The organism is Mesorhizobium ciceri WSM4083, assembly GCF_000519305.1.
Taxonomy (GTDB): domain Bacteria; phylum Pseudomonadota; class Alphaproteobacteria; order Rhizobiales; family Rhizobiaceae; genus Mesorhizobium; species Mesorhizobium ciceri_B.
Genome location: NZ_JAFG01000007.1, coordinates 221407 through 242863 on the forward strand (window position 1 = coordinate 221407; position 21457 = coordinate 242863).

The window sequence follows — 21457 nt, forward strand, 5'->3', positions numbered from 1 at the left end:
TCGCCTGATGCGCACTTGTCGCTGGCTGGCCGTGGCCGGGGCTTTGATGGCGAGTTCGGCGGCCCGTGCCGAGGACGCACCGGACTTCCACCTCGATCTCGATACCGGCGGCCACAGCGCGCAGGTCACCGACCTCGCCTTCACACCCGATGGCGAAGACATCGTCTCGGCATCCAATGACAAGACCATTCGCATCTGGGACTGGCAGAGCGGGGTGACACTACGCACCATTCGCGGCTATCTCGGCAATGGCAGCGACGGCAAGATCTTCGCGGTCGCGGTCTCGCCCGATGGCAAGACGATAGCCGCCGGCGGCTATTTCGGCGCCAGCCTTGGCGACAAGCCGCCCTATGGGGACATCAGGCTGTTCGACTTCGCCACAGGCAAGATGAAGGCGGTGCTCAAGGCCGCCGACTACGCGACCTACGATCTCGCCTTCTCTCCCGATGGCAAAACGCTGGCCGCCGGTGGCGCCGACGGCGTCGTCTATTTGTGGAAACCGGACGACAAATCCGCGAGCGGCTGGACGCTGGACAAGAAGCTCGATGCCGATTCCTGGCATATCGACAAGCTCGCCTTCGCCGCCGCCGGGACGCGGCTGGCCGCGACCACCACCGACAACGGCATCCGGCTCTGGGACGTCGCCAAGGGCGAAGAGATTGTCTTGCCTGACGAGGCCGAGGCGCTGCGGGACATCAGCGTCATGGCGCTGGCCGTTTCGCAGGACGGCAGCCTGTTTGCCACGGGCAGCAAGGATGGGCTGGTGCAGCTCTGGCGGGCTGCCGATGGCACGCAGGCGCGCGCCATGCCAAAGCAGGATTTCCTGATCGGTTCGCTGACCTTTACCAAGGGGTCGCGGCTGGTCGCCTCCTGCGGATATCGTTGCGCCGACAAGCACCGTTCCGTCGTCTGGAACACCGACATCGGCGAGAGGGCGCTCGACTACACTGGCCATGACGGCACGGTCTATGCCAGCGCCGCCAATGCCGATGGCTCGCTTGTGGCAACGGCCGGCGGCACGCGCAGCGCCATCCAGGTCTGGGATCCCGCGACCGGTGAGCGCAAGGCGCTGTTGCAAGGCGTGGGCGAACCGGTGACCGCGGTCGGCATCGATGCGGCCAACGACGTCATCGCTTGGGGCAACGCCAACCCTTGCCCCGAACGCGTGGCCTGCCCCGAACAGCTGGGCGCACTGGACAAGACGCTGGCGTTGCCGACCACCGAACGGTTCTTCGAAGACCCGCAGACGCAGACGGAGTCGGGCTCGTTTGACCGCGCCGCTCTGGCCGATGGCCAGTGGTCGCTGCGCGCCGCGCCTGGCGGCAAGGACGCCCTGGAAAACGCCGTGCTGGAGATCGCCAACTGCGGCAAAATGGTGCGCGGCATCGAGAATGACGCCACCAACGGTTTTGTCCATTCGGCCTACACGCTGATCGACAAAGGCCTTGGCCTGATCACCGGTGGCAATGAGGGCACGCTGATCGAATACAGAACCGCGACGGCAAAAGTGTCCGGCGAATTCACCGGCCATACCGGGGAGATCAATGCCATGGTCGCCTCGCAGAAGGCCGGCCTGCTGGTCACCGGCAGCGCCGACCAGACGCTCAGATTGTGGAACCTGCAGACGCACGAACTGATCGTGTCGATGTTCTTTGCCGGGTCGCAATGGATCGTCTGGATGCCGCAGGGCTACTACTATTCCTCCGACGAGGGCGACAAGCTGATCGGCTGGCAGGTCAACCAGGGCCGCGACCATGAGGGCCGCTTCATCCGCGCCGGCCAGTTGAAGAAATACCTCTGGAGCCCGGAAATGGTGCGGCGGGCAATCATCCTGCGCAGTGGCAGACAAGCGGTCAAGGAGATGCGGCCTGGCGTCGACAACGAGCTGCAGAAGCTGCTGCAGCGCAAGCCGCCGGAGTTCGCCATCCGCGTGGCAGACGATCAGAGCAAGGTCCGCGACGGTTATGTCGCCGTCGAGATATCGGGCGCCAAGGAAGCCGGGACCGATGTCGCCGGCTTCTCGATCCTGTCGAACAGCCGCAATGTCGGCGATGTCACCGCCCGCTCGGTGGACGGCAACAGCACCATTGTCGAGATACCGGTTGAGAATGGCGAGAACACCATCCGCATCACCGGCACCAACGAATTCGGCTATCTGACCGAACGCAGCGTGACGGCACTGGCGAGAAAGACAGAGAAGGCCGAGGCCAAGGGCAAGCTCTATGTCGCGGTCATCGGCGTCGACAAATATCCGTTCCTGACCGATGCCTGTTCGGGACGCACCTGCGACCTGCGCTATCCCGTCGATGATGCGACGGAATTCCTGAAGGTGATTTCACAGAAATCGGCGCCGTTGTTTTCATCGATGGAGACGCTGGTTCTGGTCAACCGCGAGGCGCTCGACGAGAGCCCCGACAAGGCCAAGCAGACCTACGCCGTCGCCAGTGCCGACACCGTCATGGAGCCTGACTCCGACACGATCGACGACCAGCTCGCCGATTTCCTCGACAGGCCGGGTGAGCACGACACCACCATCATCTTCGTCGCCGGCCACGGCATCAACATCGACGAGGATTACTATTTCATCCCGACCGACGGCCGCAAACAGGATGCCGAGCGCTGGAAGCGCTCTTCGCTTGTCGACTGGTCGGACATCCAGAAGTCGGTTGAGCGGGCAAAAGGCATGCGCTTCATGCTGCTCGACACCTGCCATGCCGCCAACGCCTTCAATCCGCGCCTGGAAAAAGACGCGCAGGACGCACGCATCGTGGTGTTTTCAGCGACCGCCGCCAACAACACGGCGGCGGAACTGCCGGAACTCGGCCACGGCGTCTTCACTTATTCGATCCTCGAAGGCCTGCGCGGCAAGGCCAGGACATCGGATGGTGGGGTCACACTGTTCGGGCTTGCCGACTATATTTCACGCGAAGTGGTGCGGCTGACGTCTTCGAAGCAGAAGCCGTTCTACTATGTCGGCGGCGTGGAGAACATCGTGCTCGCCGAGCCATGATTGCCCGCCTTCTAACGGCTATCGCCTTTTCGCTGGTTGTCAGCGGCGCGGCACACGCCGCCCCTGTCGTCTGCCCGCCCGGCGCCGACAACTTCCCGCCCTTCTACGATGACGCCACACTGTTCAAGGATGCCATCGCCAGCGTCGCCGATGTCGAGCCGTCCAACCAGCGGCTGACCGGCATCACCGTGCCACATCACCTGTTGGCCGCCGACCTGGTGGCGTTGGGTTTCCGGGCAGCGTCGGGCTTCCGCTACAAACGCATCGTCATCCTGTCGCCAGACCATTTCCACAAGACGCACAAACTTTACGCCACCTCATTGCGCGGCTTCGACACCGCGCTTGGCCCGGTCGCTGCCGACACGGACGCCGTACGCCGTCTCGAAACGAATGGCGACATGGTCGAGGAGTCCTGCCTGTTCGACAAGGAGCATGGCGTGCGCGCCATACTGCCTTTCCTGCATCACTATTTCCCCGAGGCGCAAATCGTCCCCGTGGCAATGTCGGTCAAGGCGCGGCGCTACGATTGGGACAGGCTGGCCGAGGCTCTGAAGCCGATCGTCGACCAGGACACGCTGATCGTCGAATCCACCGACTTCTCGCACTATCTGCCACAGCATGACGCGCGGCGCTTCGACCAGCAGTCGCTGAACATGCTGGCCGCCGGTTCGCTCGACGGCATATCAGCACTTCGCCAGCCGGATCACGCCGATTCCGTCGGCGCGCTCTACATCCAGACCAGGCTGCAGCGCGAGCTGTTCGGCGCCCAGCCGCTGGTCGTCGCCAACGAAAACTCGCAGGAGCACACGTCGGACGATGTCGAGCGGACCACCAGCTATGTCGTGGCGCTGTTCGGCGCCTTCGGCCCCGGCTTCAACAATCCGGCTCGGCCGAAGGACAGGATCTATTACCTCGCCGGCGACGTGAATTTCGGTCGCGCCATCAAGAAAATCCTGGTTCGCGACGGTGTTGCCGACCGGATCGTCGACAGCATCCTTTCGTTGACCGCATCGCGGCCGCTGATCGTCAACCTCGAAGGCGTCATCCTGTCCAACGTGCCGGAAGCGATCGACGACATGACGCTGGCGATGCCGGAAGGCCTGGCTGTCGACATGCTGAAGCGACTCCATGTCGCCGGCGTCGGGCTCGCCAACAATCACGCCTTTGATCTCGGCCCGTCGGGCTATGCGGAGACGCTGCGCGCCCTGGATGAAGCCGGCATCCCGCATTTCGGCCAGGGTCAGACGCTGGCCCTTGCCGATCTCGACCTTGTCGGCCTGACCGACATCGACACCAACGGCTCCAAGAACACCGACCTTATCACCCCGGCCCTGCTCGACCGGCTGCTGCACCAGGATGCCGCGCGGCCGGTGGTCGCGTTCGTCCACTGGGGTCGCGAATACAAGACCGGGCCATCGGAGCGTGAGGACATGCTTGCCGACCAGATGCGCCTGCGCGGCGCTTCAGTCATCGTCGGCAGCCACCCACATGTGTCGAGCGAGGCGATCGTCCCGCTGGCCGGCGGCGACGTGGCAGAGGTCTATTCGCTCGGCAATTTCCTGTTCGACCAGAGTGCCGAGCGGTCGTCCGGATCGATGCTGGAACTGCGCGTTTTCGCCCAAGGCACGATCTTTGCCAGGCTCATCCCACTGCCCAACTATTTTGAGATGGGCAGGAAATAGCCTAGCCGCAGCCGACCATATCCCGCGGCAAATAACAGGCCGCCGGCTCGGTCTTGGTCTCGAACAGCGACTCCTTCGGCCGGAAATAGAAGAAGGTGACCGGCTTGCTCTCGCGCACGCTGCCGTCGGCAAAATGCGCCGCGATGCTGAAGCTGTGGATCGACGACATTGACGACCACATCTTCAGCCGCGCCGTATAGGCACTGATCTTCTTGTTGCCGCGCACCGGCATGGCGATGGTGTAGTCATGCTTGCCGATCGGGAACTCGATGTTCTGGTAGCGCATGGCTTCCGGTGTACCGCCGCCGCCGTCGCCGCATTCGGCCATCGATTCCGGCGTCTCGAAAACCGCCATGGTGATGGAGGTGCGGAACGGCTCGCTCTGCTGGTAGACACGACCTGCATCATCCGCCCAGGAATAGTCGAACTTGCCGATCGCATTCAGCGTCATCGCCTGCTGCATGTTGCCGAGATAGTCGGCCACCTCGCCGAACTTGATCTTGTTGGACAGCTGGCTGCGGCAGACATTGAGACTGTCCACCGAGGGACAGGGGAAACGCCCGGTTTCCAGGCTGGCCGTGTCGACGCCGGCTTCAGTGAGCACGCTCTTGACCGACACGTCGACGCCGTCGTCGAAACTGCCGATGTCCTTGCTGAACATGCGGCTGGGATCACCGGTCGGGTTTCCCTCGTCGTCCACCGTGGTGAACTGGATCGACATCTTCATGTCCTTGGCGTCGCCCCAGCCATTGTTGACGATCGAGAAATCCGGCCGGAAGCCGACGCAGCCGAAATGCTCCGATATCGACAGCATCGGCTTGCGATAGGCATCGCTGGCGGCGACCTTCATCTCCAGCCTGTCGAGTTTGACTTTGGACCGGTCCGACGTCTTGAGATCGACTTCGGCAAAGGCCGGTGCGGCCTCCCAGTCCATGCCCTCATAGACATTGCCGGTGGCGATCTGGCCGGTGCCGTTCCAGGCATCGTTATATTGGTCGGACTGCGGATAGATCGCGATATCTTCCTCACGCACCAGATGCTGATACTGCATGTCGGACTGCTGGGTCATGCGCTGGTCGACGGCGACGCCGATCTCGACCTTGTCGGCGTCGCCACTGCCGGTCTGCGCCTTGAGAAGGCCGCCGACCCTGGCATCGGCCAGCACGTCGGGGCGCGAGCCGCCGAGCTCATTGCCCATTGCCCATTGCGAGTCGTAGACAGTGCCGCCGGCAAGCCGCGTGCGGCCCTTGCCATTCTTCAACCCATCGACAAATGTGCCGGAAAAAATCTCGCCCGTCTTTGTCAGCAGCCGCCCCTCGCCATTCGGCACGCCGGCAACGAACTGACCCTCATAGCGGTTGCCGTCGGCATCGACGTGGACGCCCTTTCCGTTGAGTTCTCCGGCAAGCCAATGGCCGTCGAACACCTCGCCGGAGCGCAACTCGAGCCGGCCTTGCCCATTGGGCCGGCCGTTCCTGATGTCACCGAAATAGCTGGAATAGATGGTCTTGGGATCATAGCTCGCCGAGCCGCGCACCCGCCAGACCAGCCTGCCCTTGCCGTTGATGGTGCCGTCTTCGGCAATCGTCCGGTCGGGCGACTGGCCCGCCGCAGGCTCCCATACGAAGTCGAGATTCTTTTCGGGATGGAAATCCCACACCCGGACCATCCTGCGCAGCACCGAGCGCGTGTCTGCCTGGTAGACGATCTGCACCCGTTCCGCCCAGGCACCACTGCCAGGGGTGGCAGCCGGATCGGCGAAGGCCGGCGAAAGCATCAAAGCGGCCAGCATCGATGCCGCCGCGATCCCGAACAGTGCCCTTGCCCGCGCCATCCCAACCCCTTTGGATGCCAACCCCTTGGCCCCGCAAGCGTAGTCGGCGAGTCGGCCTCGTGCAAGAGAAGCAGCGGCAGGAAAAAAGGGCGGCGGGATTGCTCCCGCCGCCCTTGTGTCCACCGCGCATACGCAGCGATTACTTATACAGGCTGTTGATCCACTGGACGTTGGCAGCATTCAGGCGCACGGCGGTGTTCGCGTCGGGGCTTTCCGCCACGTTGACACCGGTGACGATGCGCTGCTTGGCCTTGTTGTCGTAGGCATAGACGGAGCTGCCGCTCGACCCCGGGAACGTATCGCAGTCATACTGGAAATATTCCGGGGCGATGTTTTCGGCGTGCACTTCGCAGTTTGCCTTCCACATCGTGCCCATCGGCTTGTCGCCGGGATAGCCGACGAGATTGGCGGTGAAATCGCCGAGATCCTCATAGTTGGCATAGCCCAGCCAGCCGAGATTGGTGCCGACATCCTGCTTCAGCGTGACGATGCCGAGATCCCACAGGAGGACCGACCCATAATAGCCCTGGTAGTTGTCGATGAAGCCTTGCAGCACATAGGCGCTTTCGAAGGCGAAGGCGCCGAACGGTGCGTCGTCGGCCGTGCTGCCGTTAAGACCCGGCACGAACAAATAGTCGGAGAGCCAGTCCTTGTCCTCATGGCTGTAGAGGCAGTGCGCGGCGGTGAGCACCGTGCGCGGGCCGATCAGCGTTGCCGAACAGCTGCCGAAGCTGCCCGTCTTCGGCGATTTGGCTTCGAGATAGCCGATAGCCGAGAACGGATAGGTCTTGGTGTTCTTGACCTGCTCGCGATCGTCGGTGCCGAAAACCTGGCGGCCCGCTTCGCCTTCGCCGAGGTCCGGATCTTCGGTCTTGCGCTCGGCCCCGTCTTTTCCAGTAGCCGGAGCGTTCAGTTCCTTGATGATAAGCTCGCGCAGCGCTTCGCTCGGCTCGATCTTGATCTCCTTGCCATCGGCGGACCGTCCGACGATGCCATAGGATTTGACAGCCGTTGCCTCGTCGGCAAGCGGCGCGGCGCGGCTGTCTTCGTCGGTCAGCTTCGGTGGCGCGATCGGTTTTGCCCGCCCGGGCTTGTAGTCGCCTGAAGTCGCGTCGCGCGCGCTTTCGCCATTGCCGGCACTGGCGGAGCCAGGATCGGCGGCGAAAGCCGGAACCGCCCACATTGCGGCGGAAAGCAATGTGGACGCAATGAGTACGTTTGTCAGTTTTGTCATGGTGAGACTCTCCCAAAAGTCAGCAAGGACTGGATCAAAATACAGAAATATTGTCGAGATCGTGGTGACGCCAAAAATTGAGTTTGGTTACCGGCACCTGAACCTGATTATCACCCCCATGCGGTCTGTCGAAGACCCTCGCCAAAGACATCCGCGCGAATATACTGCCTAAATTAATACAACATTGGAATGACAAATCGCTTCCACGTAGCCCGTGGGGGGCTATAGGGTTTGGAGCGGGTTCCGCACGGGAACGCGATCCGCGAAACAACGCCTGCTTGCTGGCGACTGTTTCGTAGATCATGCGCCGGGGCTGGCTCGTTCGGGAACGTGTCTCAGGAGGATTTCAGGTGCACATCATCCATCGGTTCAGACCGATCGCCGCCGCGTCGTTGTTCGGCATCGCCGCGGCCCTTGCGGCCGCCAACACTGCGCGGGCGGACGATGGCGCCGCCCGACCGGAGGCAGCGGTCTCGCCAATGAAGCGCGTGACGGAAGCCAGGGCGAAGGCAACGGCGGAGAACCCCGACGCGGCCGACCGCGTCTACGGCGGCAACCAGGCCGAAAAGGGAGCCTACCCGTTCCAGGTCGCGCTGCTCACCACCGACAGGCTGGACGAGAATCCGGCATCGCAGGCCAACGCCCAGTTCTGCGGCGGCAGCCTGATCGCGCCGCAATGGGTGCTGACGGCAGCACACTGCCTCAACGACAAGGGCCAGCCGATTTCGCCCGAGAGCGTCACCGTGTTGACCGGCGCCACCGATCTCAGCGAGGGCAAGCGCCACAAGGTGGTGGAGGTCATCGTCAACGAAGGCTATAGCGAGCAGACCCTCGACAACGACATCGGCCTGCTCCGGCTTGCCGAACCGGCCGATGCATCGACCATCAAGGTCACGCATGAGGCAACGCCCGAGACCGGCAAAACGACGGTCACCGGCTGGGGCAAGATGCAGGATGGCACCTTCCCGACCACGCTGATGGTTGTCGATCTCGACCTGCAGCCGAACCAGGCCTGCAACAGCGGTATCAAGGCCATCTATGCGCGTGATTTGAAGGCAGCACTTGGCGATCTGTCCCGCCGTATGCGCTATTCGGAAAAAGGCATTGACGCGGCCGCCAATGCGATCGCCGCCGACATGACTGACCCGCTGACCGGCAACATGATCTGCGCCGGCACCACCAGCGGCGTGCGCGATGCCTGCAATGGCGACAGCGGCGGCCCGCTGTTCATGACCGGCGCCGACGGCCCGGTCCAAGTCGGTGTCGTCAGCTGGGGTGAAGGCCCGGCGGACGGCAGTGCGGCCTGCGGCCACAAGGACGCCTACGGCATCTACACGCGGCTGGCCAACTACACCGGCTGGATCGAGGCGAAGATGAAGACGGCCGCTCCGGCACCGGCAAAGCCCAAGGCGGGACTGGGCACCGCCCAGAAACCAGCCACGCCCTGAAGCAGGGCTATTCGCTTTCAAGCAAAACGGCGGGAGATGTTCCCGCCGTTTTGCGTTTGCCGGCTTATCGAGAGGACTTATTTTCGCGGCGGGCCTTTGCGTTCGGCCGAAGCCGCCCACAGATTGATATCGGATTCGCGCGCATAGGTGTCGATCTCGGCGAGTTCGGCATCGCTGAAGTCGAGCACCTTGAGCGCGCCGACGCAGTCCTCGACCTGCTCCGGCCGGCTGGCGCCAATCAGTGCCGAGGTCACCCTGCCCTTGCGCAGCACCCAGGCCAGCGCCATCTGCGCCAGCGTCTGTCCGCGCTTGCCGGCGATGGCGTCGAGCGCCTTGATGTTGGCGATGGTCTTGTCGTTGATGAAGGCTGTCTTCAGCGACTTGCCCTGAGAGGCGCGGCTGCCGTCCGGAATGCCGCCGAGATACTTGTCCGTCAGCATGCCTTGCGCCAGCGGCGAGAACACGATGGAGCCGACGCCGAGCCCTTCGAGCGTGTCGAGCAGGCCATCTTCCTCCACCCAGCGGTTCAGCATCGAATAGCTCGGCTGGTGGATGACGCAAGGCGTGCCAAGCTGCTTCAAGATATCGGCGGCCTCGCGCGTGCGCTGCGAATTGTAGGACGAGATGCCGGCATAGAGCGCCTTGCCCGAGCGCACGGCATGGTCGAGCGCACCCATCGTTTCTTCCAGCGGCGTGTCGGGATCGAAACGGTGCGAATAGAAGATATCGACATAGTCGAGCCCCATCCGCTTGAGGCTCTGGTCGAGGCTGGCCAGCATGTATTTGCGCCCACCCCATTCGCCGTAGGGACCGGCCCACATCTCGTAGCCGGCCTTGGTCGAGATGATCAGCTCGTCGCGGTAGGCGGCGAAGTCGGTGCGCAGGATTTCACCGAAGGCGGTCTCGGCAGAACCGGGCGGCGGACCGTAATTGTTGGCGAGGTCGAAATGCGTGATGCCGAGGTCGAAGGCCTTGCGCGCGATCGCCTGCTTGGTTTTGTGTGGCGTATCGTTGCCGAAATTATGCCACAACCCCAGCGAGATCGCCGGCAGCTTCAGGCCGGAGCGGCCACAGCGGTTGTAGATCATCTTTTCATAGCGGTTTTCGGCAGGCGTGTAGGGCATCTAGAAATCCTCAAATGGAAGCGAGCCGGTCGGCTGCATCGCGACAACGCGACGAGTCGGCTCTGCCCCTCACCCTTACCCTCTCTCCGTCGGAACGGGGAGAGGGTTGAGCTGTGCTGCCCTATTTCTTCTTCGCCAAAAGCGCCTTGGCTTCCTTGACGCCAAGTGCAGCCGGCCGTTCACAGGTGGTCTGCATGGCGACGAACTTGCCGGTTTCGCCCGAGCGCAGCAGGCCGGTCATCACGTCGACGGCGTGTAGCGCCAGTTCCATGGAACAGCGGTGCGGTCGGCCTTCCGCGATCGCCACTGCCATGTCGGCGAGGCCGGATGTGCGGTAGTTGGCCATCATGCCTTGCGAATGCATTTCGTTGGGCACGCCGAACGGATGCGGCCAGTTCGGCAGCTTCTTGACCGGCTTGCTGTCTTGCGTGAAGCGTACATCACCACCGAAGAAATTCGGATCCGGCACGAACACCGTACCCGCCTCGCCATAGAGTTCCATCGGCGCGTGGCCGTGGGCCCAGACGTCCCAGCTGGTGTTGAGCGTTATAACGGCACCGTTCTCGAACTCCAGCAGCCCATGGATGGTCGTCGGCGTGTTGACCGGTATCTTTTCACCCGCGCGCGGCTTTGAGCTGATCGTCCGCTCCTTGGCCGGCGTCGTCGCGAAGGCCGCGACCTGTTTTACCGGTCCGATCAGCTGGATCAGATTGGTGATGTAGTAAGGCCCGATATCGAGCACGGGACCGGCGCCCGGCTGAAAGAAGAAATCCGGATTGGGATGCCAGTGCTCCATGCCGTGGCCCATGACATGGCAGGTACCGCTCGTGACCTTGCCTAGCTTGCCGGTGTCGATCAGGTTGCGCACCAGTTGATGCGCGCCGCCGAGGAAAGTGTCTGGTGCCGAGCCGATCCGCAGGCCCTTTTTCTCCGCCCGCTTCTTAAGGTCGAGCCCTTCCTTGACCGACAGCACGAACGGCTTTTCCGAATAGACGTGCTTGCCGGCGTCGAGGATCTGCTTCGATACTTCGTAGTGCACCGCCGGGATGGTCAGGTTGACGATGATGTCGATGTCGTCGGCCTTGAGAAGGTCTTCGACGGTCTCGGCGCGCAGCTTGAACTCCTTCGCCCGCGCCTTGGCCGCCTCCATGTTGATGTCGGCGCAGGCACGCATTTCGATGCCGCGAAACAGCGGCGCCAGCGAAAAATACGCCTTCGAGATGTTGCCGCAGCCGATCACGCCGATGCCAAGTTTCTTTGCCATGCTGATTGCTCCTAATAGGTTTTGGCGGCTGCGATGGAGCGGCGGGCGAAACGCTCGATGTCGTTGGGGTTGTCCTGTTCCATGACGTAGTATTGGGCAGCACTCTTGGCACGCAACACCTTGATCAGACCGGCCCAGTCGATGGTGCCATGGCCGACATCCGACCAGCCATCCTCATCCAGCCCCTCGCCGGGCTTGGCCATGTCCTTGACGTGGACGGCGCTGATGCGCTTGCCGTGCTTTTCGATCCACGGCAACGGATCATCGCCGCCGCGCACCACCCAGGCAACGTCCATCTCCCAGCCGACATCGGGCGCGGATGACAGGATGTGGTCCTGCGGCACCGATCCGTCGGCAAGTTTCTTGAACTCGAAATCATGATTGTGCCAGGCAAAGCCGTAGCCGGCCTTTTTCGCGGCGTCGCCGACCTTGGCCAGGCGTTCGCCGAAGCCGCGCCAGCCGGCCACGTCGGATGGCCGCTGATCGGGCATCAGGAAGGGACAGATGAGCAGCGTGATACCAAGTGCGTCGGCGGTTCCGCGCACGCCGTCGAAATCGTTCTCGAGCGCGTCGATCGAGAAATGCCCAGTCGGCATGACAAGCCCGTTCTTGTCGAGCTCGGCGCGGAATGCCCCGGGATCATCATAGACGCCGCCAAAACCTTCGACCTGGGCGTAGCCGAGCTTGCCGAGCATGGCGAGCACACCGTCCCAAGGTTGGAAATTGCGGGCGCTGTAAAGTTGGAATGACCAATTCATCGTCTCTGTCCGTTTCACTTGGGGGATTTCCGTTGGAAGGTTGGTTCTCAAAAGCTAGATGCGTGTGCCGGTTGCGGTGTCGAAAAGCGAGGCGCGCATCGGATCGAAGCCAAGCGTCACCGCCTCGTCGTTCTTGGGCGTGCGTTCCGAGGTCACTCGGACGCTGAAATTCTGCTGGGCAAGCTTCAGCCAGACCAGCGTGTCGGAGCCCATGGGTTCGACCACCTCGACATTGGCGGCTATCGAGAACGGCCAGCCGGTGCCGCTATTCAGGCTGACATGCTCGGGCCTGATACCGAATGTGACGGGGCCGGGAGCCGGTGGCTTGGCAAAGTCGTAAGTGCCGAGCGGGATCTTGATATCCTCGGCCGCGAACCGCCAGCCGCCGGCGGCGTCTTCCAGGCGGCCATCGATGAAATTCATTGCGGGCGAGCCGAGGAAGCCGGCGACGAAACGGTTGACCGGCCTGTTATAGATGGTCTGCGGCGCATCGAGCTGCTGGATGACGCCGCCCTTCATCACCGCGATGCGGTCGGCCAGCGTCATCGCTTCGATCTGGTCGTGGGTGACGTAGATCATGGTGTTCTGCAGCTTGCGATGCAGCAGCTTGATCTCGACGCGCAGTTCGGCGCGCAGCTTGGCATCGAGATTTGACAGCGGCTCGTCGAACAGAAACACATCGACATCGCGAACCAGCGCCCGTCCGATGGCGACGCGCTGGCGCTGGCCGCCGGAAAGTGCGGCCGGCTTGCGCTGCAGCAGCGGCTCGATCTGCAGGATTTCGGCCGCCCGCGCGATCCGCTTGGCGATCTCTTCTTTTGGCGTGCCGGCGACACGCAGCCCGAAGGACAGGTTCTTCTCCACCGTCATTTGCGGATAGAGCGCATAGGACTGGAACACCATGCCGATGCCGCGGTCCTTGGGCTCTTCCCAGGTGACGTTCTTGCCCTTGATGAAGATGCGGCCCTCGGAGACGTCGAGCAGGCCGGCAATGCAATTGAGCAAGGTCGACTTGCCGCAGCCGGACGGCCCGAGCAGCACGATGAACTCGCCATCGGCGACATCGAGATTGAGCGTCTCCAGGACGGTCACCGCTCCGAAATTCAGCGACAGGTCCTGGATCGAAACGCTGGTATCGTTGGCTGCCGTCATCGCCGTCACCCCTTCACCGCGCCGGCGGCGATGCCGCGCACGAAAAGCTTGCCGGAAATGAAGTAGACGATGAGCGGCACGAGCCCGGTCAGGATGGTTGCGGCCATGTTGACGTTGTACTCCTTCACGCCTTGCACCGAATTGACGATGTTGTTGAGCTGCACCGTCATCGGATAGGTGTCGGGGCGGGTGTAGACGACGCCGAACAGGAAGTCGTTCCAGATGCCGGTCACCTGCAGGATGATGGCGACGACGAAGATCGGCAGCGACATCGGCAGCATGATGCGCAGGAAAATGCCCCAGAAGCCGGCGCCGTCGACGCGTGCCGCCCGGAACAGCTCTTCCGGCATCGAGGCGAAGTAATTGCGGAACAGCAGCGTCAGGATCGGCATGCCGAAAATGGAATGGACGATCACCAGCCCGCTGAGGCTGCCATAGAGGCCGATTTCGCGCAGGATGATGACGATCGGATAGATCATCACCTGGTAGGGAATGAAGGCGCCGACGATCAGGATGATGAAGAACGTATCGGCGCCCTTGAAGCGCCAATTGGCCAGTGCATAACCGTTCACCGAGGCGATGGCGATCGACAGCAGCACCGACGGCACGGTGATGCGCACCGAATTCCAGAAACCGCGCGAGAGCCCGTCGCAGTTAAGGCCGGTGCAGGCCGTCGACCACGCCTTGACCCACGGTTCGAAGGTGATCTCGAGCGGCGGTGAGAAGATGTTGCCGAGCCGGATCTCCGGCATGCCCTTGAGCGAGGTGACGATCATGACATAGAGCGGCAAGAGGTAGTAGACCGCCATGACGAACAATGTGCCGTAGAGGAAGACGTTGCGGCGCGAAATCATGCGGCGCGGCTTTGGACCGTAGGGCCCTGCGATTTCCTGGCGCGCGCCGGCGGCAACGCTTGCTTGAGCGGTGATGTCTGCAATGCTCATTTGCGTCGCCCGAACTCGAGATAGGCCCAAGGCACGATGACGATCACCACCGAGAGCAGCATCATGGTCGAGGCGGCAAAACCCTGGCCGAGGTTCTGGGCGAAGAACATATAGTCGTAGACGTATTTGGCCGGCACTTCGGAGGCGATGCCCGGGCCGCCGCTGGTCTGCGCCACGACCAGGTCATAGACCTTGACGATGCCGGAAGCGATGATGACGAGCGTGGTGATGAAGACCGGCCGCATCATCGGGATGACGATGAACAGATAGGTCTTCCACATCGGGATCCCATCCACCCGCGCCGCCTTCCAGATGTCCTCGTCGATGCCGCGCAGGCCGGCCAGCATCAGGCACATGATGAGCCCGGTGCCTTGCCACAGCGCAGCGATCGATATGCCGTAGATGACGATGCTGGAATTGTAGAGCGGGTCGAAGCTGAAGCTCGTCCAGCCTAAGTCCCGCACGACATGCTGGATGCCGAAATCCGGATTGAGCAGCCACTGCCAGACCAGGCCGGTGACGATGAAGGAGAGCGCGAACGGATAGAGGAAGATGGTGCGGAACGTGTCCTCGAAGCGGATCTTCTGATCGAGCAGTGCTGCAAGCAGAAAACCGATGACCAGCGAGAACACCAGCGAGATCGCGCCGTAGATCAGCAGGTTCTCGATCGAGATCAGCCAGCGCGGCGCCGCCCACAGGCGGTAATACTGGTCGAGCCCGACGAAATTCAGGCGTGGCAGGAGCTTCGAATTGGTGAAGGAATAGAGCACCGTCCAAACGGTGCCGCCGACGAAAACCACCATGGCGGTGAGGATCATCGGGATCGAGGCGACCTTCGCATTGAGGTTGCGGAACAGAAGGTTGGGGCGTTCGCTCTTGCTCATCTCGTCAGCCGGCTGGGTAAGGGCGGTGCATTCCCGGTCCTGCATTCGCAAGGCCGGGAGCGAGGCGGGTTGCCTCCAGCGTCAGTCCGCCGAAGCGATGAGGTCGGCGAAGCGCTTCTGCGCGTCTTCGACGGTCAGTTCCGGCTTGGCGAAAAATTCGGCGAAAAGGTCTTCCTTCTGCTTCTGGGTGTCCTGCGAAAGCAACTGGTCCGTCCACGGAATGACGGCGCCCTTGGCAAGGATGGCGAGGCCCTTCTTCATGCAGTCGTTGGCCGCATTGAGATCGACGTCGCCGCGCACCGGCAGGGAACCCTTCTTCAGATTGAAGGCAACCTGCGTCTTGGGATCGAGCAGCGTCTCGGCCAGCACCTCCTGCGCCTTGCTCTTGTCGGCATCCTTGAGCAGCGGGAAATAGAAGGCGTCGCCGCCCGTGGCTATGACCTCGTTCAGCCCAAGGCCTGGCAGGCAGGTGTAATCCTTGCCCGCGGTCTTGCCGGCAACCTGGAACTCGCCCTGTGCCCAGTCGCCCATGATCTGGCCGCCGGCCTTGCCGGTGATGACCAGGTTGGTCGCCTGGTTCCAGTCCTGCACATTGGTATTCTTCGCCATCTTGCGGGCATCGTCCGCGGCCTTGAAGACCTTGGCGACTTCGGGCCCGGCGGCGAACTTGGCATCCTTGTCCTTGTAGACCTTGAGGAACGTGTCCGTGCCGCCCACAGCCGCAAGCAGCACGTCGAAGGCACCGGAGGATTGCCAGGCCTGTCCGCCGACGGCGAGCGGGATGATGCCGGCCTTTTCCAGCGCCGGCGCTGCCGCCACGAATTCATTCCAGTCCTTCGGCAACGGCACGCCGGCCTTCGCGAAGGCTTCGTTGGACAGCCACAGCCACTGCCAGGAATGGATGTTGACGGGCACGCAGTAGATCTTGCCGTCGATGGTGCAGCCGTCGAGCAGGCTCTTCGGCCGGACGACATCAGTCCACTTGCCCTTGGTGGCGACGTCGGTGAGGTCGCGCATCAGGCCGGCCTGCACCAGCTCTTCCGCCTGCCGGCCATGGTTGAATTGCGTGGCGCCCATCGGATCGCCACCGGTGATGCGGCTGATCATGATTGGCCGCGCCGTGCCGCCGGAGCCGGCAATGGCGCCGTCCACCCAGTGGTTGCCGGTCGCATCGAATGCCTTGGCAAGTTCCGCAACCGCCGCCGCCTCGCCGCCCGACGTCCACCAATGAGTGACTTCCAGGTCCGTCGCGGCCGCATGGCCGGCAAACTGCAACGCGGCCGTCGCTGCCAGCGCAGCGGTCAAAAATCTGTATCGCATTTCGGCTCCTCCCAGAATCTGAAACGTTACAGATTTTCGATACGGCAATTGCGCGGGCTGTGCAACCCATCAACGAAGCGCCCTCGATATTTTTTCGGGCTGCGAACAAATTCGCATGAATGATCGCGCTTCCCACGCACTGCAGCATGGTTTGCTGCGGCGCAAACACCGAAATGCCACCTGATACGAGCAAAAGGCGGCGGCAGAGGCGATTTCTCCTGGAATCCCAAGCGTTTCGCAAAAGAACCATCCACCTCGTGGGCGAGGGACATGTAACCCGATATGGCAATCTGTAACGTTTCAGTATATTGACACTTTACCGGGGCTGGAACGCATATCGTATCGCCATGACGGCGATTGCCGACATGGCTCGCGGCTGCTATGCGCCTGACGGGCGGGACGAATGGACAGACAGCGTACGGACAAGAACGGGGAGACCTCGGCACAGGGACGGCCGACGTTGAAGACGCTTGCCTTCATGACCGGGCTCGGCGTCACCACCGTGTCACGCGCCTTGAAGGATGCCCCGGAAATCGGCGCCGAAACCAGGCGCCGCGTCCAGCTCGTCGCCAAGCAGATCGGCTACCGGCCGAACCGCGCCGGCGTGCGTCTGCGCACCGGCAGGACCAATGTCATCAGCCTCGTGCTCAACACCGACCGCGAGATCATGAGCTTCGTCTCGGACATCATCTACGGCGTTTCGGAAGTGCTCGCCGAAACGCCCTATCACCTGATCGTCACGCCCTATTCCCGCTCGCAGGATCCGATGGAGCCGATCCGCTATCTCGTCGAGACCGGCTCGGCCGACGGCGTCATCATTTCGCGCACCCAACCGAACGATCCGCGCGCCCGCTACATGCTCGAGCACGGCATGCCCTTTGCCACGCATGGCCGCACCGACATGGGCCTCGTCCATCCCTACCATGACTTCGACAACCATGTTTTCGCGATGGAAGCCGTGCGCCGCCTGGCGAGCATGGGCAGGCACAAGCTGGCGCTTCTGTCGCCGCCCCCCGGGCTGACCTATTATGGCCACACGCTGAACGGCTTTGCCGACGCGCTGAGCGAGGTCGGAGCCAGCGAAATTCCGTTCAACACCGTTTCCATCGATCACACGATCGAGCAGATCAGGACCAGGACCGCGCAGTTGATGCGCCGCGAGAACAGGCCGGACGGCTTCGTCAGCAGCGCTGCCGCCGCGACACTGGCGATCGTCGCCGGCATCGAGGATGCCGGCCTCAAGCTTGGCCGCGACGTCGATGTCGTGTCCAAGCAGTCTTCGGACCTGTTGCACCTGTTCCGGCCGGAATTGCTCGTCGTCAACGAGAACTTCCGCCTGGCCGGCTCCGATCTCGCCCGCTCCGTGCTCGGCTGGATCGGCGGCGCCGCACCCGGCTCCTTGCAGCGCCTGGTCGCCACCAGCGAGGTTCAGGCGTTCAGCCCGCCGGTTTCCGTTTAGGCCCTTGGGCTAGCCAGCCGCACCGCTTCCCCACGGCCCATGGAAAGCGCCCTTGTCGTCGATGCGCTCGAAGCCGTGCGCGCCGAAGAAGTCGCGCTGCGCCTGGATCAGGTTCGAGGTGCCGCGGCCCTGGCGGTAGCTGTCGAAATAGGCAAGTGCGGAAGACAGCGCCGGAACCGGCGAGCCGGCCTCCGAAGCCCTCGCCACGATGCGGCGCAGCGACGGATGCGCTTCCTGCATCAGCGCGATGAAGGCCGGGGCCATCAGGAGGTTGGTCGAGGCGCCGCCTTTGCTGAAGGCTTCCGCCATGGTGTCGAGCATCTGCGAGCGGATGATGCAGCCGGCGCGCCAGATCCTGGCGATGGTCGGCATCGGCAGGTTCCAGTTGAATTCCTTGGAGGCGCCGCTCATCACCGCGAATCCTTGGGCGTAGGCGGCGATCTTGCCGGCGAACAGCGCCAGCTCCAGATCTTTCAGCAAGGCGTCTTTGTCACCGGAAATCTTCGTCACACCGATGTTGCCATAGGCCTTTTCCGCCGCCAGCCGCTCGTCCTTGATCGACGACAGAACGCGCGCCGCCACCGCCGCCTCGATCGCCGTCGCCGGAATGCCGAGTTGCTGCGCCTCGATGACCGACCATTTGCCGGTGCCCTTCTGGCCGGCGCGGTCGAGGATGATGTCGACCACCGGCTTGCCGGTCTTCGGATCGTCAGCGGCCAACACCTTGGCGGTGATCTCGATCAGGTAGGAGTTGAGCCGGCCCTTGTTCCAGTTGGCAAACACCGTGCCGATCTCTTTCGGGCCCATGCCCAGGCCGTCGCGCAGGATGCCGTAGATCTCCGCGATCATCTGCATGTCGGCATATTCGATGCCGTTATGGATGGTCTTGACGAAATGCCCGGCGCCGTCGGTGCCGAGCCATGCCGCGCAGGGTTCGTCCTTGAACTTGGCGGAGATCGCCGTCAGCACCTTCTCGACGCGCTTCCACGAGTCCTCCGTGCCGCCGACCATGATCGACGGCCCGTGGCGCGCGCCCTCCTCGCCGCCGGACACGCCCATGCCGATGAAGGTGAGGTCCGAGCTGGAAAGCTCGGAGAAGCGCCGCATCGTGTCGCGGAAATTGGCGTTGCCGGCGTCGATGACGATGTCGTTGGCCGACAGCACGCCGCGCAGAGCCGCTATCTGTTCATCGACCGGCTTGCCGGCCAGCACCATGATGATGATCGGGCGCGGCGGCCGGATCGCGGCGGCAAGCTCTTCCAGGCTGTAGCAGGGCACGACCATGTCCCTAAGCGCGCCGGCATTCTCGACGAAAGCGTCGGTGCGCGCCCTGGTGCGGTTGAAGACGGCGATGCGATGCCCGTGCTCGGCGATGTTGAGCGCCAGGTTGGAGCCCATCGTGCCAAGGCCGATCAGGCCGATTTCGGCATTTTCCATCGTTTCTTCCCTGCTTTCGGATTTTGTTGAGATCGCGTTTTGCCGCGATGATTGACGGGCCTTTCGGGCTGCGTCAACCGCCTCGCCGAATTGTGTTGATGCCGCGGCGGGTGAGATTCGGGTCAGGCCGAGTCGAGAATGGTGGTTTCCGAGAACCGGAGCGGAGCGTACTTAAAGTACGTGAGCACCGGAAGCGCAGGAAGCCGCCGTTCGCAGGCCGGCATCACCTGAATATCACTCGGCGCGGATGTCGACGGGCGCCTCGATCTTTACCATCTGAAAATCCGAGACCAGTATGTCGATGCGCACCGTCCACCGGCCCGGCAGCGGGATGACGAGGTTGTCGACGCGCCAGCTGCCGTCGCCGGGCTTGCTCGCAGCGCGCTTCAGCGGCTCGATGCCGGAATCGGGTTTTGACAGCACAAGCGTCACCTCCTTGGCGTCGAGCGGGCCGAAATCGCCGCTCATGATGACCATCGAGGCAACGACCGGGCCGGCATGGCCGGGAGTGATGCTGAGATCGGCCATCGCTTGCAGCGCGTGGATATGGACCGACACCGGTTGCGCTGCCGCAATCGCGAGCGCTCGTGGCGGCGGTGTGAAGCGCCAGCCCGCGGCAACGCCGAAAATAGCCAACACGATCAGCAGTTCGACGCCGATCGAGCGGACCAGCCTGCGTTGAACTTCCGTCGATCCCGCCTCGGCCGACGCCGTAAGTTTCCAGCGATTGACGGCGGCGAGCGTGAACAGAAAGACCAGCAGCCCGAGTTTGATCAGCAGCAGCCTTCCATAGGCGGTATCGACCAATGCCGCGGGTGTCTGCACCTGGATGACGGCAAGCACGATGCCGGCAGCGGCAAGCACGGCCACCACGGGCAGGATCGCCCAAGAAAACCGCCGCAGGAATGGCGTGGCCTCCGCCGATTGCCCCTTCAGCGCAAGCCCGAGTGGGACCAATGCGCCGGCCCACAACGCGATGCAGACCCCATGCAGGAACACCATCGGCCGCGTCAGCCACTGCGGTTCGGCGGCACTGGCATGGCCGCTGGCGGCAAGGGCAATCCCCACCCCGGCCACGCCGGCCAGCGCCAATGGTTTGGCGGTGGCGCGGGGACCGGCCAGCGACAGCAGGCCAAGCCCCAGCGCGATCAGCGCGACCAGTACTGTCCAGCCGAAACTGGTGCCGAGCCCGGTCCGCCAGATGACCGATTGTGCCAGATGGGAGAGCGGCGCCCCAAGCGCATCAAGCCCCTGGAAACCGAGCGACAAGGATGCCGCGACCAGCCCGCTCAGGATTGCGGCTGCGACGAAGCGCTGCCCGGCGCGGCCACTTCCGGCCAGCCAGGCAAGCGCGAAGGCGCCGCCAACGCCGAGGAAAAGGCCGATGTAGAGAAAGATCTTGCCCGCCCAGATAGCCGACCGCAACGGCCAGTCGACGGCTTCGGATACGGCCGGCGGCGCGCTGGGTGCGCCGATGGAAAACAGCAGGGATCCGCCGACCGGATGACCGTCTGCGGAGATGACGCGCCAGCTCAAGACATGCGTGCCGGACTTGAGCGGCTGCGGATTGTCGATCTCGACGGTCTGGTCGCCGAGCCGGAATGACGTTAGCGGAACCGGCGTGCCGTCGGGCTTCACCAGCGTCAGCACCAAAGGCGAGACCGGCTCGCTGAAGGTCAGCGAGAACTGCGCCGGCCCCTGTGCCAGCACCGCGCCGTCGGCCGGGTCGGTCTTGATCAGCGCGGCATGGGCAAAGGCCTGATCCGACACGGCAAGGCTGGCAAGAAACACGATCACGGCCAACAGGCCGGCGGCAAGCCGGCCGGCGCGTTTGCCGGTCATGGAAGCCGTTTGCAGGAAGGAGGTCGTGCTCATGTCACCGCCACGAAAAAGAGCGGCGCGCTCGC

The 21457-nt window shown here is 63.1% G+C and carries 15 protein-coding genes; 4 read left to right on the plus strand and 11 right to left on the minus strand.

Annotated features, from left to right (window positions below):
- The first annotated feature begins 46 nt into the window (after positions 1 to 46).
- Together MESCI2_RS0117720 and amrB are read left to right on the plus strand one after the other, a co-directional pair.
- Positions 47 to 3010 carry a caspase family protein gene (locus MESCI2_RS0117720; protein WP_245270380.1) on the plus strand — a complete coding sequence of 988 codons (2964 nt, stop codon included), beginning with the start codon at positions 47 to 49 and terminating at the stop codon, positions 3008 to 3010.
- A complete protein-coding gene (gene amrB, locus MESCI2_RS0117725; protein ID WP_027037748.1) occupies positions 3007 to 4692 on the plus strand; it encodes an AmmeMemoRadiSam system protein B in 1686 nt (561 codons plus the stop codon). The genes MESCI2_RS0117720 and amrB overlap by 4 nt, the downstream gene beginning before the upstream one ends.
- Before the next feature lies 1 nt (position 4693).
- Here amrB and MESCI2_RS0117730 read toward each other — a convergent pair whose 3' ends face one another.
- Complete coding sequence (locus tag MESCI2_RS0117730; protein ID WP_027037749.1) at positions 4694 to 6526, minus strand: MORN repeat-containing protein; 1833 nt, start codon at positions 6524 to 6526, stop codon at positions 4694 to 4696.
- 139 nt (positions 6527 to 6665) lie between these two features.
- Positions 6666 to 7760, minus strand: coding sequence for a trypsin-like serine peptidase (locus tag MESCI2_RS0117735; protein ID WP_027037750.1), 1095 nt, complete (start codon positions 7758 to 7760; stop codon positions 6666 to 6668).
- 350 nt (positions 7761 to 8110) lie between these two features.
- Here MESCI2_RS0117735 and MESCI2_RS0117740 point away from each other — a divergent pair, with 350 nt between their 5' ends.
- Complete coding sequence (locus tag MESCI2_RS0117740; protein ID WP_027037751.1) at positions 8111 to 9208, plus strand: S1 family serine peptidase; 1098 nt, start codon at positions 8111 to 8113, stop codon at positions 9206 to 9208.
- 77 nt (positions 9209 to 9285) lie between these two features.
- Here the strand turns inward: MESCI2_RS0117740 and mgrA are convergent, their stop codons facing one another.
- The 7 genes from mgrA to MESCI2_RS0117775 form a co-directional block, all read right to left on the minus strand.
- Entirely contained in the window at positions 9286 to 10332 is a 1047-nt protein-coding gene (gene mgrA, locus MESCI2_RS0117745; RefSeq protein WP_027037752.1) for an L-glyceraldehyde 3-phosphate reductase, read from the minus strand.
- A 121-nt stretch (positions 10333 to 10453) separates the two neighbouring features.
- Complete coding sequence (locus MESCI2_RS0117750; RefSeq protein WP_027037753.1) at positions 10454 to 11596, minus strand: Gfo/Idh/MocA family protein; 1143 nt, start codon at positions 11594 to 11596, stop codon at positions 10454 to 10456.
- An 11-nt stretch (positions 11597 to 11607) separates the two neighbouring features.
- On the minus strand, positions 11608 to 12354 hold the full coding sequence (locus MESCI2_RS0117755; protein ID WP_027037754.1) for a sugar phosphate isomerase/epimerase family protein: 747 nt from the start codon (positions 12352 to 12354) through the stop codon (positions 11608 to 11610).
- Positions 12355 to 12408: 54 nt separating this feature from the next.
- Positions 12409 to 13506: an ABC transporter ATP-binding protein gene (locus tag MESCI2_RS0117760; protein ID WP_027037755.1), complete on the minus strand. Its 1098-nt coding sequence runs from the start codon at positions 13504 to 13506 to the stop codon at positions 12409 to 12411.
- A 5-nt stretch (positions 13507 to 13511) separates the two neighbouring features.
- On the minus strand, positions 13512 to 14444 hold the full coding sequence (locus tag MESCI2_RS0117765) for a carbohydrate ABC transporter permease (protein ID WP_027037756.1): 933 nt from the start codon (positions 14442 to 14444) through the stop codon (positions 13512 to 13514).
- A gap of 2 nt (positions 14445 to 14446) precedes the next feature.
- Positions 14447 to 15334 (minus strand): carbohydrate ABC transporter permease, encoded by an 888-nt coding sequence (locus tag MESCI2_RS0117770; protein WP_027037757.1) that lies wholly within the window; start codon positions 15332 to 15334, stop codon positions 14447 to 14449.
- 81 nt (positions 15335 to 15415) lie between these two features.
- Positions 15416 to 16654, minus strand: a complete 1239-nt coding sequence (locus MESCI2_RS0117775) for an ABC transporter substrate-binding protein (protein WP_027037758.1) — start codon at positions 16652 to 16654, stop codon at positions 15416 to 15418.
- Positions 16655 to 17057: 403 nt separating this feature from the next.
- Between MESCI2_RS0117775 and MESCI2_RS01000000134835 the strand changes: the two genes are divergently transcribed.
- Positions 17058 to 18113 carry a LacI family DNA-binding transcriptional regulator gene (locus tag MESCI2_RS01000000134835; RefSeq protein WP_032900915.1) on the plus strand — a complete coding sequence of 352 codons (1056 nt, stop codon included), beginning with the start codon at positions 17058 to 17060 and terminating at the stop codon, positions 18111 to 18113.
- A gap of 9 nt (positions 18114 to 18122) precedes the next feature.
- Here MESCI2_RS01000000134835 and gndA read toward each other — a convergent pair whose 3' ends face one another.
- Together gndA and MESCI2_RS0117790 are read right to left on the minus strand one after the other, a co-directional pair.
- Positions 18123 to 19550 (minus strand): NADP-dependent phosphogluconate dehydrogenase, encoded by a 1428-nt coding sequence (gene gndA, locus MESCI2_RS0117785; protein WP_027037759.1) that lies wholly within the window; start codon positions 19548 to 19550, stop codon positions 18123 to 18125.
- 234 nt (positions 19551 to 19784) lie between these two features.
- Positions 19785 to 21425: a copper resistance CopC/CopD family protein gene (locus tag MESCI2_RS0117790; protein ID WP_027037760.1), complete on the minus strand. Its 1641-nt coding sequence runs from the start codon at positions 21423 to 21425 to the stop codon at positions 19785 to 19787.
- Positions 21426 to 21457: the final 32 nt, after the last annotated feature.

Bases quoted from the DNA above. Each gene is read 5' to 3' on its own strand.
- MESCI2_RS0117735 (WP_027037750.1), bottom strand. From the start codon at position 7,760: ATGACAAAACTGACAAACGTACTCATTGCGTCCACATTGCTTTCCGCC.
- mgrA (WP_027037752.1), bottom strand. From the start codon at position 10,332: ATGCCCTACACGCCTGCCGAAAACCGCTATGAAAAGATGATCTACAAC.
- MESCI2_RS0117755 (WP_027037754.1), bottom strand. From the start codon at position 12,354: ATGAATTGGTCATTCCAACTTTACAGCGCCCGCAATTTCCAACCTTGG.
- MESCI2_RS0117770 (WP_027037757.1), bottom strand. From the start codon at position 15,334: ATGAGCAAGAGCGAACGCCCCAACCTTCTGTTCCGCAACCTCAATGCG.
- MESCI2_RS0117730 (WP_027037749.1), bottom strand. From the start codon at position 6,526: ATGGCGCGGGCAAGGGCACTGTTCGGGATCGCGGCGGCATCGATGCTG.
- MESCI2_RS0117720 (WP_245270380.1), top strand. From the start codon at position 47: ATGGCGAGTTCGGCGGCCCGTGCCGAGGACGCACCGGACTTCCACCTC.
- MESCI2_RS0117790 (WP_027037760.1), bottom strand. From the start codon at position 21,425: ATGAGCACGACCTCCTTCCTGCAAACGGCTTCCATGACCGGCAAACGC.
- MESCI2_RS0117775 (WP_027037758.1), bottom strand. From the start codon at position 16,654: ATGCGATACAGATTTTTGACCGCTGCGCTGGCAGCGACGGCCGCGTTG.
- amrB (WP_027037748.1), top strand. From the start codon at position 3,007: ATGATTGCCCGCCTTCTAACGGCTATCGCCTTTTCGCTGGTTGTCAGC.
- MESCI2_RS0117750 (WP_027037753.1), bottom strand. From the start codon at position 11,596: ATGGCAAAGAAACTTGGCATCGGCGTGATCGGCTGCGGCAACATCTCG.
- MESCI2_RS0117760 (WP_027037755.1), bottom strand. From the start codon at position 13,506: ATGACGGCAGCCAACGATACCAGCGTTTCGATCCAGGACCTGTCGCTG.
- MESCI2_RS01000000134835 (WP_032900915.1), top strand. From the start codon at position 17,058: ATGGACAGACAGCGTACGGACAAGAACGGGGAGACCTCGGCACAGGGA.
- gndA (WP_027037759.1), bottom strand. From the start codon at position 19,550: ATGGAAAATGCCGAAATCGGCCTGATCGGCCTTGGCACGATGGGCTCC.